This window comes from Streptomyces liangshanensis (assembly GCF_011694815.1).
GTDB lineage: Bacteria > Actinomycetota > Actinomycetes > Streptomycetales > Streptomycetaceae > Streptomyces > Streptomyces liangshanensis.
This window is the reverse complement of sequence record NZ_CP050177.1, coordinates 1,484,731-1,499,653: the sequence shown is the minus strand read 5'-3', so window position 1 is coordinate 1,499,653 and position 14,923 is coordinate 1,484,731. Positions and strand designations below refer to the sequence as shown.

Here is a 14,923-nt window from a genome sequence, read left to right as displayed (position 1 = left end):
GTGCCGGGACGCGGGACGCCGGACGGCCAGGCGTCCGGACCGTCCGGACCGTCAGCCGGTGATGATCGCCGGGTCGCTCACGCCGGGCTCGCCGGTCTCCACATGGCCGGCGAGCCGCCGCAGGAACGCCGCGTCGGTGTCGGCCGTCACGGACACGTCGTACCACCGCTTGCCGTGCTTCGTGTCGACCGTGTGCACCACCTGCCCGCCCGCGCGCACCTTCACCGTCTCGCTCTTCCCGCCGTACGCGTCGGTGAGGGTCAGCCGGCAGTCGTGCCGGCCCGTGTTCCGCAGGGTCAGTTCGACCCGGCCCCGCCGGGCGTCGTGCCGGGCCGTCACCTCGGGGCCCGCGACCGTGCCCGAACCCTGGAAGGTGCGCAGGAACCCGTTCGGCCCGAAGACCGACAGGTCGTACGCGCCCTTCGAGTACGCGGTGTTCCACGTGTCCGACAGCCGCTCGCCCGCCGCGGCCGTGTACGTCCACGGCCCGTCCGTACGGTTCGCCGAGGTGACCGTGAAGGCCGCCCCCGCCTCCTCCCCGCCGCTGAACGTGAGCGTGAACCGCCCTGTCCCCGGCGTTCCGGACCCGTCCGCGAACGGGGCGTACGGCAGCGGGCGCGTCGGCCTCGACCCCTTCTCCTGCTTGGGCAGGACGGGACGACCCGGCGGCACCGGTACGTAACTGGGGTGCCGGTCCTGGTCCGGCGGCTCGTACCCGTCCGTGCCGGGCAGGCGCGCGGGCCGGGTGTTCTTCAGCGAGAAGTCGAAGGCGGACGTCAGGTCGCCGCAGATCGCCCGGCGCCACGGCGAGATGTTCGGCTCCGAGACGCCGAAGCGGCGCTCCATGAACCGGATGATCGACGTGTGGTCGAAGACCTCCGAGCACACGTACCCGCCGGTGCTCCACGGCGACACGACCAGCATCGGCACCCGCTGCCCCAGTCCGTAGGGGCCGGCGGCGTGGCGGCTGTCGCCCGGGAAGTGGTCGAGCGTCGTGTCGACCGTCGACAGGCCCTGCGCGGCCGACGCGGGCGGGAACGGTGGCACGGCGTGGTCGAAGTAGCCGTCGTTCTCGTCGTACGTGATGAAGAGGGCGGTCTTGCTCCACACCTCGGGGTTGGAGGTGAGTGCGTCCAGCACCTGCGAGATGTACCAGGCGCCGTAGTTGGCGGGCCAGTTCGGGTGCTCGGAGAACGCCTCGGGCGCCGCGATCCAGGACACCTGCGGCAGCCGGTCCGCCTTCACGTCGGCCCGCAGGAGGTCGAAGAAGCCGTCGCCCGCCTTGGCGTTCGTGCCCGTGCGCGCCTTGTCGTACAGCGGGTCACCGGGCTCGGCGTTGCGGTACTGGTTGAAGTACAGCAGCGAGTTGTCCCCGTAGTTGCCGCGGTACGCGTCGTCGATCCAGCCCCAGCCGCCGGCCGCGTCCAGTCCGTCCCCGACGTCCTGGTAGATCTTCCAGGAGACCCTGGCCGCCTCCAGCCGCTCCGGGTAGGTCGTCCAGTCGTACCCCAGCTCGTCGTTGCCGAGCACGGGCCCGCCGCCCTTGCCGTCGTTCCCGACGTGACCGGTCCACATGTAGTACCGGTTGGGGTCGGTGGCCCCGATGAACGAGCAGTGGTACGCGTCGCACACCGTGAACGCGTCGGCGAGCCCGTAGTGGAACGGGATGTCCTCGCGCGTCAGGTGCGCCATCGTGCCCGCGGACTTGGCGGGGATCCACTGGTCGTACCGGCCCTGGTTCCAGGCCTGGTGGCCGCCCGCCCAGTCGTGGTCGAGGCCCTCGATGAACTGCATGCCCAGGTCCTCGGCGTCCGGGCGGTACGGCAGGACGTCCTTCGTCCCGTCGGACTGGTGCCAGACGGACCTGCCGCCGACCGGGGTGACGGGGCGGGGGTCGCCGAAGCCGCGGACGCCCCGCAGCGAGCCGAAGTAGTGGTCGAACGAACGATTCTCCTGCATCAGCACGACGATGTGCTCGACGTCCTGGATCGTGCCGGAGCGACGGGTGGCCGGGATGGCCGCGGCCCGGTCGATGCTGTTCGACAGGCCGGAGAAGCCCGCGGTCGCGCCGGCGACCTGGAGGAAACGACGCCGATTGAGTTCAGGCATGTGTTCAGTGACCTCGTGAAGTGTCTTGGGCGCTGTGACCCGGAGGGGCCGACCCGGACCGGTCGGGGAGAGCGCCTCCAGGCCAGCCACCCAAGGGGACGCCCCGGTGTCGCCCACATGTCCTCACGATGCGCACCTGAGGAACAGATGCGCGCGCGGGGACAGGACGTCCGACGCGTCGATCTGCCGAGGCCGACGGCCCGGGAAGCCTGTCGGTGCTGTATGGCAGCATCCACGGCATGACGAGCAGCGGGACGACCCGCGGGTTGGACGTGTTCCGGGAGGGCGATTTCCCCTTCTACACCCTCACCTTCGTGCGGGACCTGGCCCCCGTGGAGCTGCTCACCCGCATGGGGGTGGATCCGGAGACCCTGGCGCTTCGCGACGTCGTGGACCTGTCGGACGACTTGGGTGAAGACCTCTTCGACGACGAGGAACCCGTCGTCATCAGCGGCATCGACGGCTCCTGGACGTGGGCGTGGGAGCAGGGCGGTGTGCACGGACTCGACGAGAGGATCGTGAGTCGCGTCTCCGCGGGCACGGAGGCCGTCGTGCTCCACTACAACGAGAAGCCGATGCACTGGTTCAAGTACGCGGTCGGCGGCGAGGTCATCGTCGACTTCCACACGCTTCAGGCGATCGAACCGGCCGGGCAGGACCCGGCAGGACTTGACGACGCCATGAGGCCCCTCGGGCTCGTCCCCGGACAGGTCGCGCCCCTGCACAGCGTCCTGGCACTGGTGGAGAACGCCTTCGGCATCCGGCTGCGGCCACCCGGCGACGCCGACGACGAGCGGTGGAGCGGCAGGCTGCTTCCCCTGCCAGACACGGCCTAGCGACGTCAGGGGGCGCGGGAAGGCGTCGGGTCCGGGCGTTGGAAAAATGCTTGGCGTTCGTTCGGGGGCGAGGGCTACCTTGTGGTTGTTCGTTGGCCGAGCCGTGGTGTGAGCCAGGAGGTGTGACCGATGGTTGCCGTCGAGATGGGCGCTGCCCACATTCAGCAGATGTTCGTCACAGACACTCCTGTGGCCACCGGCTGACCTGTCTCTGCCGCACTCTCCGCGATCCAGAGCTTCCGCGCCCGAGGCGCGGGCCGGGGCCACCCTTGTGAAGGGTTCCCCCTTGTCTTTCTCCTTTGCCTCTTCCGAGGCCGCTTCGTCGCACCCGCTCGCCCCCTACGGCTGGGACGCGGACTGGGAGGCGGAGTTCACCCCGTACGCCGAGCGGGGCCTGGTGCCCGGCCGGGTCGTACGGGTCGACCGCGGCATGTGCGACGTGGTCACGCCGGCCGGTCCGGTCCGGGCGGACACCGAGTACGTCGTCCCGCGTGATCCGATGCGCATCGTCTGCACCGGCGACTGGGCCGCGCTCGACGCGGACGGCGACCCCCGGTTCGTACGAACGCTCCTGCCGCGCCGGACCGCGTTCGTGCGGTCCACCTCGTCGAAGCGTTCGGAGGGCCAGGTCCTCGCCACCAACGTCGACCACATCGTCATCTGCGTGTCGCTCGCGGTGGAACTGGACCTCGGGCGCATCGAGCGCTTCCTCGCCCTCGCGATGTCCAGCTCGACCGGCGCGGCGCTGCTGCGCGGGTCGGCGTCCGCCCCGGAGAGCGAGGCCGCGCCGCTCATCGTCCTGACGAAGGCCGATCTGGTGGCGGACCCCGTGGTCCTCGCCCATCTCGTCACCGACGTCGAGGCCGCCGCGCCCGGCGTGCCCGTGCTCGCCGTGAGCGCGGAGACGGGCGAGGGGATCGAGGTGCTCTCCGCCGTGGTCTCCGACGGTACGAGTGTGCTGCTCGGCGTCTCGGGCGCCGGGAAGTCCACCCTCGCCAACGCGCTCTACGGCGGTCCGCTGATGGAGGTGCAGGCCATCCGGGACGTCGACGGCAAGGGCCGGCACACCACGACCACCCGCAACCTCATCGTGCTGCCCGCGGGCGGCGTGCTCATCGACACCCCCGGGCTGCGGGGGGTCGGGCTGTACGACGCGGAGAGCGGGGTCGGCCAGGTCTTCTCGGAGATCGAGGAGCTGGCCGCGGAGTGCCGCTTCCACAACTGCGCGCACGGTACGGAGCCGGGGTGCGCGGTGCTCGCCGCGCTGGCGGACGGCTCGCTCTCCGACCGGCGCCTGGAGAGCTACCGCAAACTCCTGCGGGAGAACCAGCGCATCGTCGCCAAGACGGACGCCCGGCTCCGGGCCGAGATCCGGCGCGACTGGAAGCGCATGGGCGCCGAGGGACGGGCGGCGATGGAGGCGAAGCGGGGGAAGTTCCGCTAGCCGGTGCGGGCGCGGGGCGGTGGGCAGTCGTTCGGACCATCACCGCCCCGCACCCCACCCGGGGTCAGTCCAGGCCCCAGCTGTGGATCTTCCTGGGGTGGATACGGATCAGCTCCTCGCTGAAGTGCGGACCGAGGTCGTGCGGCCCGGTCAGCAGCTCCGCCTCCCCCCGGATGTCCACCCCGCGCACCTTCCACGGCGTGACGCTCACGATGTCGTCGACGACCAGCGCCACCCGGGGGTTCGCCGTCAGGTTCCGCCACTTCTTGGTGGTGCCGAGGGCGTACCCCCCGACCAGGATCGTCCCGTCGTCCTGCGGGTGGAAGCCGACCGGGTTGGCCTGCGGCTGCCCCCGGGGGTCGACGGTGGCCAGCCGCCCCAGCCGCTGGGTCCTGAGGTACGCCCGTTCGGCGTCACTGAATTCGGTCATGCCCCAGACTCACACGACTTCGCCGGCTCACCCCAGGATCAGCGCCCCGATCCAGGCGCCCACCACGAGGAGGCACGCGAACAACTCCACCAACAGGGGGTACCCCGCGGTGCGCATGACGGTACGGGTCGAGGCCCAGCCGTCCCGGTGGCTGCCGAGCCGGATCCGCTCGGCGCCGTAGATGCCCCCGACGAAGCCCAGGATCCCGCCGATGACGGGGACGACGAAGAACGCGACGATCGCGGTGGTCCCGCCGACCAGCACGGTACGGCGGGGCGCCCCGGTCCTGGTTCTCCGCCGGGACGGCAGCAGCGGTCGGAGCGCCTGGTTGAGCAGCAGCAGGACGGTGGCGCCGATCAGGACGACCCAGGCCGCGTGGGTGGTGTCCGCCAGCGCCCACCACAGGACGGCGGCCCAGACGATGGCCTGGCCCGGGACGCCGGGGATCAGCACGCCGAACAGGCCGAGGAGCATGACGAGCCCCACCAGCACCAGCTGCCACACGTCCATCTGCCCAGCGTGCCGGAACGGACGCGGTCCCGCAGGTCGCGGCCGGGCGGGCGGCGGCGGGACGTACCTCCGGGCGCCGGCGCCTCAGGCGCGGGGTTCGCGCGCCACCCAGCCCTTCTCGTACGCGTGCCAGCCGAGCTGCAACCGGGTGGTCACCCCGCTCAGCTCCATCAGCCCCTTCACCCGCCGCTGTACGGTCCGCAGCCCCAGGTCCAGCTGTTTGGCGACGCTCGCGTCGGTCATCCCGGCGAGCAGCAGGGACAGCACCTCCAGGTCCGTCGAGTCCGGTCCCGGCGGGGCGTCCTCCAGGATCTCGTCGCCGGACCCCAGCCGTAGCGGCAGGGCATCGCGCCACACCGCCTCGAACAGGCCCGTCAGCGACTCCAGCAGCCCGCTCGCGTGGACGACCAGGGCGGCGGGCTCCGCGCCCCGGCCGGTGAGCGGCACCATGGCCAGGTTCCGGTCGGCGACCACGAGCTTGGTGGGGACCCGTTCGGTGACCCGTACCTGCTCGTCCCTGCCGAGGGCCGCGGACAGTTCGGTGACGCCGGTGGGCGCGGCGAGGACCTCGCGCTCGATCACGACGCGGTAGGCGACGCCCCGGGTCGCGGCGCGTTCCTCGGCCTCGTTGTCCATGCCGGTCACGGCGACGGGCTTGCCGGTGACCAGGGCGCAGACCTCCGAGGTGGCGCCGAGCTGCAACTGCACGAACCGGTGCGCGACGGCACTGGCCCCCGTCACGACTTCCACCAGGTCGTGCACGGCGGGCTCCCTGGCCTCGGCGCGGTACTCCTCGGCGAGCAGCACCGCGGCCAGCTCGGCCTGCTCCAGCTCGTGGCGGTGCTGGGTGAGGAGCGCGCCGAGCGCGACGGCTGGCGGTGCGGCGACCCAGCGGCCGGTACGGGCGGAGGACTGCGCGGCCAGGCCCTGGCGCTCCAGGCGGCGCAGGGCCCGCTCGGTGTCCGCCTCGGGCAGGGCGAGGCGGTGGGCGAGATCGGGGACGTCCGCGGCGCCGATGGCCACGAGCGCGCGGTACGCGGACTCCTGTCGCTCGTCGAGACCTATCGCTCCCAGCACCCCTGCACCCTTCCTCACCGTATGCGGCCGTGGCCCGGCGCCCGCCTGCCCTGGACACCCGATGGATCATCCGCCGGGAACGTCCTGTTCGCGCCGCGAACGGTGGCGGAAACCGGCCACGGCGTAAACCCGCCGCCTCCATCATCCCCTTTCGGCCCCGCGCTCTGCGAAGGTGGCGCCATCACAGCAGCAACAGAGCCCGGTCACCTGCCCCTTGGGCAGCCTGACCTGGATTTGCTCGGGGAGGGTGATGCCCCCGGTCTCCGCGCCGGCGCATCTGCCCCGCGCTGACACTGTGAACGTCTGCCGGGCGTCCTTCCCGTGGGGGGTGGGGTCGCCCGGCGGACTCACATTCCGGCCCGGTCTCCCGGAGCCGGTCTTAATTTTTCCGGTCGCCCCGTTTTCTCCTCCCCGCCGCGGTCGAAGATAGGGGCATGAGCGAGCAGGGGGAGCGGCCGGACGCCGACGACTGGTGGAATCGTCTGTACGACGACTCCGCGCGGGACATGGGCGAGGGGGACGCGCTCGACGACCACTTCGCCTCGGCGGTGGACGCGGTGGCGTCCCCGGAGACGCGGAGGCCACGGGCCTGGTGGGAGCAGCAGCCCCCGCCGTACGCCCCCACGGACACGAAGCCCCTCCCACCCCCGCCCGACCCCGCCACACCCACCCCCTGGACCCCACCACCCCCTGAGGCCCTGCCGCCCCCCGAACCCCGGCAGACACCCGAACCGTCGTCGACCCCTGAACCTCGGCAACCACCTGAGCCCCTGTCGACCCCCGAACCTCCGCCGACCTCGACCCCTCCCCCGACCCGGCAGTCCCCGCCCGGGCCCCGGGTGGAGCCCGGCCGCCCGTGGGGCCCGCCTCCGGAGCCCGAGCCTCGCCTCGCCTCGCCCCGCCCGCTCGCGGATGCCGTTCCGCCGGCGGCCGGACCGGCGGAGACGACCCGCCGGCCGGACGTGGATCCCGCTGGAGCCGAGCCGCCGTCGGACGCGGACGCGAACACCCGCTCCTCGGCTGAGGCGTCCTCCACGTCGCCGGGCCCCATGGCGCCCTCGGGCGCGGAGGCATGGCCGGACGGCGTTCGGCCCCCCGCCGAGGCCCCGCGTGCCGCGCCGGGCGCCGCCTGGGGCCCGGCCGCCCCGGCAGGGAAGTCCGACGCCGGAGTCGTACCACCGCGCCCCTCGGACGCACCCACCCGGCCCACGACCGCCCCGACGCCTCCGGCACCCGCCCGCCCCGTCGCCAGCCCCCGGCCCGAAGGCCCGAACAGCGCGCCCGCAGGCGAGGACGGCCCCCTTGGCCCGTACGCCCCGCCCGCCACCGGTCCCGCCCCCGCCGGCCCACAGCCCGCCCCGCCCGTGACCGACGCCGGACTCGCGGGACCTCCCGCCCCGCCCGCGGGCGGCCGCCAGCCGTCGGGTCCGCGGGCCGCGCCCGCAGCGCCCGAGGGCCCGCGCACCCTGCCCGACGGGCCGGAGCTCGCCCCGCCTGCCGCAGGCTCGGCGCCGACTGCGGGACCCCCCGCCCCGCCCGCAGGCGGCCCCCGGCCGTCGGGTCCCCGGGCCGCGCCCGCGGCCCCCGAGGGCCCGCGCACCCTGCCGGACGGCCCGGAGCTCGCCCTGCCCGCCGTGGGCGGAGCGCCCGCCCCGCCGCCGCCTCGGCCACGCGACATCCCCGCCGCCGCCCACGGCAACGACCCTCGGGTCGGCGACCGGCCCCACGCTCCCGTGCGGGCCGTCGGGTGGGGGGAGCGGGGCGACGGGGGTGCGGACGGGGGGTCCGTCATGGCGCGGGCCGCCGCCGGGCGGGACAGCGCCGAGGAGTTCCCCGGCGAGGGCCGCCCCGGCGTCGCGTACCTCGGCGGAGGCCCGCCCACCTACGACCCCGACCCCACCGCCCTGCCCCCCGCCCACCCCGACCGCCTCGGCGAGCTCGTCGCCGACACCGTGCTCGACGGCGCCCGCTACGGCACGTACACCCTGCGCGCCGCGTCCGTACGGGGGGACTCCGCGCGCTACCGGGGCGAGCCCCGCCGCGACACCCTCCTCACCGCCCGCTTCGGCGAGGGCGACACCGCGCTCATCCTCGTCGCCGTCGCCACCGGCGTCCGCGCCACCGAGGGCGCCCACCTCGCCGCCGCCGACGCCTGTCACTGGATCGGCGGTGCCGTCGGCCGCAGCCACGCCCGGCTCTCCGACGACATAAGGGCCGGCCGCAGGGGCGACCTCAAGGCCGGCCTGCAACGCCTCACCGACCGCGGCTACGGCAAGCTCCGCGCCCGCGCCGCCGAACTGGACCTCCCGCCCGACGCGTACACCGCGAGCCTGCGCTGCCTGCTGCTCCCCGCCGACCCCGCCTGCCGCACCCGCGTCTTCTTCGGCGTCGGAGGCGGCGGACTCCTCCGCCTCAGGGACGGCGCCTGGCAGGACCTGGAGCCCGACGTCCCCGACCCCGCCGCCCTCACCGGCGACCCGGTCGTCGGCTTCGGCTCCCGCCCCGCCGAGCCCCCGCGCGGCGAGCGGCTGACCATGGACCTCGGGATCCCGACACCACCCGCCCCGTACGTGGAGAAGCCGGTACCGCCGCAGGCCGAACCGTTCCGCTTCCGCGCCTCGGTCGCGCAGCCCGGCGACACGCTCCTGCTGTGCAGCCCCGGCCTCGCCGAACCCCTGCGCGGCGTCCCGGCCCTCGCGGCGGAGCTCGCGGAGCGCTGGGCCTCCGCCGAACCGCCAGGTTTGGCGTCCTATCTCGCGGACACCCAACTGAGGGTCAAGGGGTACGCGGACGACCGCACGGCCGTCGCGGTCTGGGAGGCGTAACCGTGCCCGGCGTGGGTTGATGGACCCGGGCCCGGTCGCGGGACCGTGCCCGGGCCCGTCAACCCACGCCGACCGGAGACCAGAGAGGCCCCCTTCCCATGGCCAAGCAGAACGTGGCGGAGCAGTTCGTCGACATCCTCGCCAAGGCGGGCGTCCAGCGGCTGTACGGCGTCGTCGGCGACAGCCTCAACCCCGTCGTCGACGCCATCCGCCGCAACTCCGCCATCGAATGGGTGCAGGTCAGGCACGAGGAGACCGCCGCCTTCGCGGCCGGCGCCGAGGCCCAGGTCACCGGCAAGCTCGCCGCCTGCGCCGGCTCCTGCGGCCCCGGCAACCTGCACCTCATCAACGGCCTGTACGACGCCCACCGCTCCATGGCCCCCGTCCTCGCCCTCGCCTCGCACATCCCCTCCAGCGAGATCGGCCTCGGCTACTTCCAGGAGACCCATCCCGACCAGCTGTTCCGCGAGTGCAGCCACTACAGCGAGATGATCTCCAACCCGAAGCAGATGCCCCGCCTCCTCCAGACCGCGATCCAGCACGCGGTCGGCCAGGGCGGGGTCAGCGTCGTCACCCTCCCGGGCGACATCGCCGACGCGCCCGCCCCCGAGCAGGCGCCGGAGCACGCGCTGGTCACCTCGCGCCCCTCCGTACGCCCCGGCGACACCGAGATCGACAAGCTCGCCCGCATGATCGACGAGGCCGAGCGCGTCACGCTCTTCTGCGGCAGCGGGACGGCCGGCGCGCACGCCGAGGTCATGGAGTTCGCCGAGCGCGTCAAGTCCCCGGTCGGCCACGCCCTGCGCGGCAAGGAGTGGATCCAGTACGACAACCCGTACGACGTCGGCATGAGCGGGCTCCTCGGCTACGGCGCCTGCTACGAGGCCACCCACGAGTGCGACCTGCTGATCCTGCTCGGCACGGACTTCCCGTACAACGCCTTCCTCCCCGACGATGTCAAGATCGTCCAGGTCGACGTACGGCCCGAGCGGCTCGGCCGCCGCTCCAAGCTGGACCTCGCGGTGTGGGGCGACGTGCGCGAGACGCTCCGGTGCCTGACCCCGCGGGTCAAGGCGAAGACGGACCGCAAGTTCCTCGACAAGATGCTCAAGAAGCACGCCGACGCCCTCGAAGGCGTGGTCAAGGCGTACACCCGCAAGGTGGAGAAGCACACCCCGATCCACCCCGAGTACGTCGCGTCCGTCCTGGACGAACTCGCCGACGACGACGCCGTCTTCACCGTCGACACCGGCATGAACAACGTCTGGGCCGCCCGCTACCTCACCCCCAACGGCCGCCGCCGCGTGATCGGTTCGTTCAGCCACGGTTCGATGGCCAACGCCCTGCCGCAGGCGATCGGCGCGCAGTTCGTGGACCGCGGCCGCCAGGTCGTCGCGATGTCGGGCGACGGCGGATTCTCCATGCTGATGGGGGACTTCCTCACCCTCGTCCAGTACGACCTGCCGGTGAAGGTGGTCCTCTTCAACAACTCCTCCCTCGGCATGGTGGAGCTGGAGATGATGGTCGCCGGACTCCCGTCGTACGGCACCACCAACCACAACCCCGACTTCGCGGCGATCGCGCGCGCCGCCGGCGCCTTCGGGGTACGGGTCGAGAAGCCCCGCCAGCTCGACAGCGCGCTCAAGGAAGCCTTCAAGCACAAGGGCCCCGCGCTCGTCGACGTGGTGACCGACCCGAACGCGCTCTCCATCCCGCCCAAGATCAAGGCCGAGATGGTCACCGGCTTCGCACTTTCGGCCAGCAAGATGGTCCTGGACGGCGGAGTGGGGCGCATGGTCCAGATGGCGCGCTCCAACCTCCGTAACGTGCCCCGTCCCTGACTCCGTGCGCCCCCACGATCCTGATCAGGATGCGTGAGCGGCCCCCCGTCGGGCATGCATCTCCTGTACGTATTCGAGACAGGAGTAGAAGCCGGTACGAGCGGGGGGACAGAAGGATGGCTGGACTGCGGCGCCGTATGGGAGGCGCCGATCTCGCGGCCGTCCCGGAGGTGCGTCACGCCTTACGGGAGTTGCTGAGACATTGGCAGGAGAGAGACTGCGCGGAGGTGGCCGAGCTGCTCATGAGTGAGCTGGTCACCAACGCGCTGGTGCACACGGAGCGCGGCGCGGTGGTCACGGCGACCATCGCGGACTCACGACTGCGCGTGGAGGTACGGGACTTCGACGCGCCGCCCGCCGGACCACCGGTGGCCCCGGTGCGGGCCGCCGACGACGCCACGCACGGCAGGGGGCTCGCGCTGGTGCGCAGTCTCGCGGACGACTGGGGGATACGGGCGAGGCCACTGGGAAAGGTGGTCTGGTTCGAGATGAACGGCGAGGCCGCCTGAGGCCGCGGGGGACGCAGGCGTACGACGCCGTACCAGCACCGTGCCGCACACGCACCGGACCGGCGTGACGAACGTTCCGTCACGCCGGTCCGGTAGGTGCGAACTCCCGCGCGGGCCGCGCGCGGTGGGGACCTCAGCCGAACTGCTGCTCCAGGTCCTTGAGCTTGCGCTCCAGCGAGTCGAGCCGCGGCAGTGCCTGCGTGTCGTCCTCCGCCGTGAGGTCGACGGTACGCGGGGTCTCACTGCCCGTCACGGGCTGGAGGGAGAGCCGGGAGCGATAGGGCAGCTGTCCCGGCTCGGTTATGGCGGGCTCCGCGGCGGCCTCGACGGCCGGCACGGACCCTCCTGGCGAGGCCACGGCGGGCAGCGGGATCTGACGCCCGCCGCCGCGTCCCCGGCCCCAGGCGCGGTGCTGCCGGTTGAGCGCCTTGATCTGCGCCCGGTCCAGCTTCTGCTGCTCCCGCCTGCGGTGCCGGTTCTGCTCCTTCGTCCGCTTGTCCTCCCGGACCTCCTCGACGGCCTCGTCCAGGGTGCGGACGCCTTCGAGCAGCATCAGCGACCAGGCGCCGAAGGTCTCGCGGGGCGCGCGCAGCCACCGCACGATCCGGATCTGCGGCAGCGGGCGGGGCACGAGGCCCTGTTCGCGCAGCGCCGCACGGCGGGTCTGCTTCAGTGCGCGGTCGAAGAGGACCGCGGCCGAGAGGGACATGCCGGCGAAGAACTGCGGCGCGCCCGCGTGGCCGAGGCCCCGGGGCGCGTGGACCCAGTTGAACCACGCCGCCGCGCCGGCGAACAGCCACACCAGCAGCCGCGAGCCGAGAGCCGCGTCACCGTGGCTGGCCTCGCGCACGGCCAGCACGGAGCAGAACATCGCCGCGCCGTCCAGGCCGAACGGGACGAGGTACTCCCAGCCGCCGGTCAGGTTCAGGTTCTCCTGGCCGAAGCCGACCAGGCCGTGGAAGGAGAGCGCCGCGGCCACCGCGGCGCAGCAGAAGAGGAGGGCGTAGGAGGCGGTCCCGTAGATCGCTTCCTTGCGCCTGCGGCGCTCCTCGGTGCGCTCCCAGGAGTCCTCGGTCGCGGTCTTCTCACCGGCGCGCTTGCCGCGCGCGAGGATCGCCACCGCCACCAGGATTCCGACGAGCAGCACGCCGCCGGGGAGCAGCCAGTCCAGCGATATGTCGGTCAGTCGCATGCGGTGTTCCTTGCATCGCAGTAGGGCGTATCGGGCGCCATATTGGCGGAAGTGCGGTGCCCCTCAGGGGGTTTTGGGCCAAGACAACGCCAACGAGGCGGAGAGGCACGCAAATAGGCACGCTCGGCTCGAACTGCCGTGCGCAAAGCGGCTGTCATGTCCGATTAATATCACCCCTGCGGGGGGCGTGGAGCCGCCGGGTGACGGTACGTCAGGTGGGAGCACCTGTCGTACGGCCGGAGTGTGGCCGGAGTACGAGGTCAGAGCCGGGTCGGTGTGGGGTCGGAGCCGGATCAGACGGCCGCGGTGAGTTTTCCGACGCGGTCGGCGTCACACGTACGCGGGCAGGTGACACACGTGTCGTCGGGACGCAGTGTGTAGTGGAGGCAGCAGCTCGCCCGGTCGCGGGTGGCCAGCGCCGCGCCGTCCGGTCCCGTCAGGTCGCGGAAGCCCGCGGCGCCCACGTACGGCCCCGTCGCGCCCGGCAGCAGCAGCTCCAGCTCGGCCATCGCCCGCCGCTCCTCGCCCAGCAGGTGCGAGACGTACCAGAGGCCCTCGACGATCTCGTCCGTCGCCATGCCCCACAGCGCCCGGCGCCCCCGGCGCATCCGCGGGGCGAACCCCTCCAGCACCGGGCCGAGGTGCTCCGCGACGGCCGCGCGCACCTCGCCGCGCAGGGCCTCCTCGTCCGGCACGACCCGGGCGTCGGGGTGACCGGCCGCGGGATCGCCGGGCAGGCAGGCGAACGACCCGATCCGTACGGCCATCCGGCCCAGCACCCGCTGGAAGGCCACGTCCGCCACCGGCACCCGCGGCACCCGGCGGTGCAGGAACCACGGCAGGGTCACCAGCAGGCAGGCGGGCCACGCGTAGCGGTGCAGCGCGAAGCTCGCCACCACGTCGGGGCGCCCCTGCCGCCCGTAGTCCCGCAGGATCTGCGCCTCGTCCCAGCCGAGGAACGTGTCGAGGCCGGGGCCCCCGGCGGCCAGATCGGCCGCGCCCACCCAGCCCCCGTCGCGCGGCAGCGCTCCGCCGGCCGCGATCTCGTCGACGCGCAGCGACGGGAAGACCTCGGTCAGCCGGGCGTAGGACTCCGTGACCGGCGAGGCCGGGAAGCGGGGCGGCGGGGCGGGAAGGGTCATGCAGGGGACCACCGAATCGCGATCGTTTGCAGGTAAGCCTTACCTTACCCGAGACTTCCGCTCTTTGAACTGCGGCCCCGCCCGCCTATCGTGCAGGGAGGAGCGGAGGTGGGACCGGGTGGAGCGAAGTCTGGAGCAGGACGGCGGGCGGGAGCGGACCGCGCCCCCGCCGTACGCCTCCACACCCCCCGACCGGGTGCCGAAGCAGTCACGTACGTCACCGTCCGCGCCCCCCGCGGCCGGCCGTGTCGCGCCCGCCCGCACCGAGCCGCCCGGCCACCCCGAAAGGCCGGTCCGCACGGGGCCGAACGGGGGAGCCCGCCGCCCGGAGCACGCGTACAGCGGTCCCGAACCGGCCGTGCCCCGGCCGGTACGGCGCCATTCGGTACGCGGCCAGATCCTCGACGCCCTGCGCTCCGCCCTCGTCAGCGGCGACCTCGTCCCCGGCGAGGTCTACTCGGCCCCCGCCCTCGGCGAGCGGTACGGCGTGTCCGCGACCCCCGTCCGCGAGGCCATGCAACAGCTGGCGCGGGAGGGCGCGGTCGAGGTCGTCCTGAACCGCGGCTTCCGGGTCGCCGAGCGCAGCGCGGTCGAACTGGCCGAACTGGCCGAGCTGCGGGCCCTGATCGAGGTGCCGGTGATGCTCCGGCTGGCCCGTACCGTACCGGCGGAGAGCTGGGCCGGGCTGCGGCCCCTGGCCGAGGCGACGGGCGCGGCCGCCGCCGCGGGGGACCGCGCCGTCTACGCGGACCGTGACCGCGCCTTCCACCGCGCGGTGCTCTCCCTGGCGGGCAACCAGCAGCTGGTGCGGGTCGCGGACGACCTGCACCGCCGCTCCCAGTGGCCGCTGGTGGGCGCCGAGGCCGTCCGCCGCGCCGACCTCGTGGCCGACGCGGCGGAACACACCGCGCTCCTCGACGCCCTGGGCGCCCAGGACCTGGCAGCGGTGCAGTCACTCGTACGGGAGCACTTCAGGGGCGGCGCGTAGCGGTTGCCCCGCCCGGGGCC

The 14,923-nt window shown here is 73.4% G+C and carries 12 protein-coding genes; 6 read left to right on the top strand and 6 right to left on the bottom strand.

What is annotated here, in order from left to right; genetic code table 11:
* Positions 1–51: 51 nt before the first annotated feature.
* The gene (locus tag HA039_RS06535) at positions 52–2,109 is read right to left on the bottom strand and encodes a phosphocholine-specific phospholipase C (protein ID WP_167025114.1); all 2,058 of its coding nucleotides are present in this window, start codon (positions 2,107–2,109) and stop codon (positions 52–54) included.
* Between the two features lie 239 nt (positions 2,110–2,348).
* On the opposite strand from HA039_RS06535, the gene HA039_RS06530 reads away from it, so the two are divergent.
* A complete protein-coding gene (locus HA039_RS06530; RefSeq protein ID WP_243869222.1) occupies positions 2,349–2,945 on the top strand; it encodes a DUF6461 domain-containing protein in 597 nt (198 codons plus the stop codon).
* 286 nt (positions 2,946–3,231) lie between these two features.
* Entirely contained in the window at positions 3,232–4,389 is a 1,158-nt protein-coding gene (gene rsgA / locus HA039_RS06525; RefSeq protein ID WP_167025111.1) for a ribosome small subunit-dependent GTPase A, read from the top strand.
* Positions 4,390–4,453: 64 nt separating this feature from the next.
* Here rsgA and HA039_RS06520 read toward each other — a convergent pair whose 3' ends face one another.
* From HA039_RS06520 to HA039_RS06510, 3 genes are all read right to left on the bottom strand, one after another.
* Positions 4,454–4,819, bottom strand: a complete 366-nt coding sequence (locus HA039_RS06520) for a PPOX class F420-dependent oxidoreductase (protein ID WP_167025108.1) — start codon at positions 4,817–4,819, stop codon at positions 4,454–4,456.
* Between the two features lie 27 nt (positions 4,820–4,846).
* Entirely contained in the window at positions 4,847–5,329 is a 483-nt protein-coding gene (locus HA039_RS06515; protein WP_167025105.1) for a DUF456 domain-containing protein, read from the bottom strand.
* An 84-nt stretch (positions 5,330–5,413) separates the two neighbouring features.
* Positions 5,414–6,406 carry a helix-turn-helix domain-containing protein gene (locus HA039_RS06510; RefSeq protein WP_167025102.1) on the bottom strand — a complete coding sequence of 331 codons (993 nt, stop codon included), beginning with the start codon at positions 6,404–6,406 and terminating at the stop codon, positions 5,414–5,416.
* 434 nt (positions 6,407–6,840) lie between these two features.
* On the opposite strand from HA039_RS06510, the gene HA039_RS06505 reads away from it, so the two are divergent.
* The 3 genes from HA039_RS06505 (at position 6,841) to HA039_RS06495 (ending at position 11,581) form a co-directional block, all read left to right on the top strand.
* Positions 6,841–9,231 carry a protein phosphatase 2C domain-containing protein gene (locus HA039_RS06505; protein WP_167025100.1) on the top strand — a complete coding sequence of 797 codons (2,391 nt, stop codon included), beginning with the start codon at positions 6,841–6,843 and terminating at the stop codon, positions 9,229–9,231.
* A 98-nt stretch (positions 9,232–9,329) separates the two neighbouring features.
* The gene (locus HA039_RS06500; RefSeq protein WP_167025098.1) at positions 9,330–11,072 is read left to right on the top strand and encodes a pyruvate dehydrogenase; all 1,743 of its coding nucleotides are present in this window, start codon (positions 9,330–9,332) and stop codon (positions 11,070–11,072) included.
* 116 nt (positions 11,073–11,188) lie between these two features.
* Positions 11,189–11,581 carry an ATP-binding protein gene (locus tag HA039_RS06495; RefSeq protein WP_167025095.1) on the top strand — a complete coding sequence of 131 codons (393 nt, stop codon included), beginning with the start codon at positions 11,189–11,191 and terminating at the stop codon, positions 11,579–11,581.
* 133 nt (positions 11,582–11,714) lie between these two features.
* Here the strand turns inward: HA039_RS06495 and HA039_RS06490 are convergent, their stop codons facing one another.
* Together HA039_RS06490 and HA039_RS06485 are read right to left on the bottom strand one after the other, a co-directional pair.
* Complete coding sequence (locus tag HA039_RS06490; RefSeq protein ID WP_167025092.1) at positions 11,715–12,773, bottom strand: DUF2637 domain-containing protein; 1,059 nt, start codon at positions 12,771–12,773, stop codon at positions 11,715–11,717.
* Between the two features lie 293 nt (positions 12,774–13,066).
* Positions 13,067–13,915 (bottom strand): (2Fe-2S)-binding protein, encoded by an 849-nt coding sequence (locus tag HA039_RS06485; RefSeq protein WP_167025089.1) that lies wholly within the window; start codon positions 13,913–13,915, stop codon positions 13,067–13,069.
* A gap of 118 nt (positions 13,916–14,033) precedes the next feature.
* On the opposite strand from HA039_RS06485, the gene HA039_RS06480 reads away from it, so the two are divergent.
* On the top strand, positions 14,034–14,903 hold the full coding sequence (locus tag HA039_RS06480; RefSeq protein ID WP_243869219.1) for a GntR family transcriptional regulator: 870 nt from the start codon (positions 14,034–14,036) through the stop codon (positions 14,901–14,903).
* The last annotated feature ends 20 nt before the right edge of the window (positions 14,904–14,923 follow it).

Excerpts from the sequence above, each read along its gene's own strand:
- HA039_RS06535 (WP_167025114.1), bottom strand. The coding sequence starts at position 2,109 with ATGCCTGAACTCAATCGGCGTCGTTTCCTCCAGGTCGCCGGCGCGACC.
- HA039_RS06530 (WP_243869222.1), top strand. The coding sequence starts at position 2,349 with ATGACGAGCAGCGGGACGACCCGCGGGTTGGACGTGTTCCGGGAGGGC.
- HA039_RS06520 (WP_167025108.1), bottom strand. The coding sequence starts at position 4,819 with ATGACCGAATTCAGTGACGCCGAACGGGCGTACCTCAGGACCCAGCGG.
- HA039_RS06515 (WP_167025105.1), bottom strand. The coding sequence starts at position 5,329 with ATGGACGTGTGGCAGCTGGTGCTGGTGGGGCTCGTCATGCTCCTCGGC.
- HA039_RS06505 (WP_167025100.1), top strand. The coding sequence starts at position 6,841 with ATGAGCGAGCAGGGGGAGCGGCCGGACGCCGACGACTGGTGGAATCGT.
- HA039_RS06500 (WP_167025098.1), top strand. The coding sequence starts at position 9,330 with ATGGCCAAGCAGAACGTGGCGGAGCAGTTCGTCGACATCCTCGCCAAG.
- HA039_RS06495 (WP_167025095.1), top strand. The coding sequence starts at position 11,189 with ATGGCTGGACTGCGGCGCCGTATGGGAGGCGCCGATCTCGCGGCCGTC.
- HA039_RS06490 (WP_167025092.1), bottom strand. The coding sequence starts at position 12,773 with ATGCGACTGACCGACATATCGCTGGACTGGCTGCTCCCCGGCGGCGTG.
- HA039_RS06485 (WP_167025089.1), bottom strand. The coding sequence starts at position 13,915 with ATGACCCTTCCCGCCCCGCCGCCCCGCTTCCCGGCCTCGCCGGTCACG.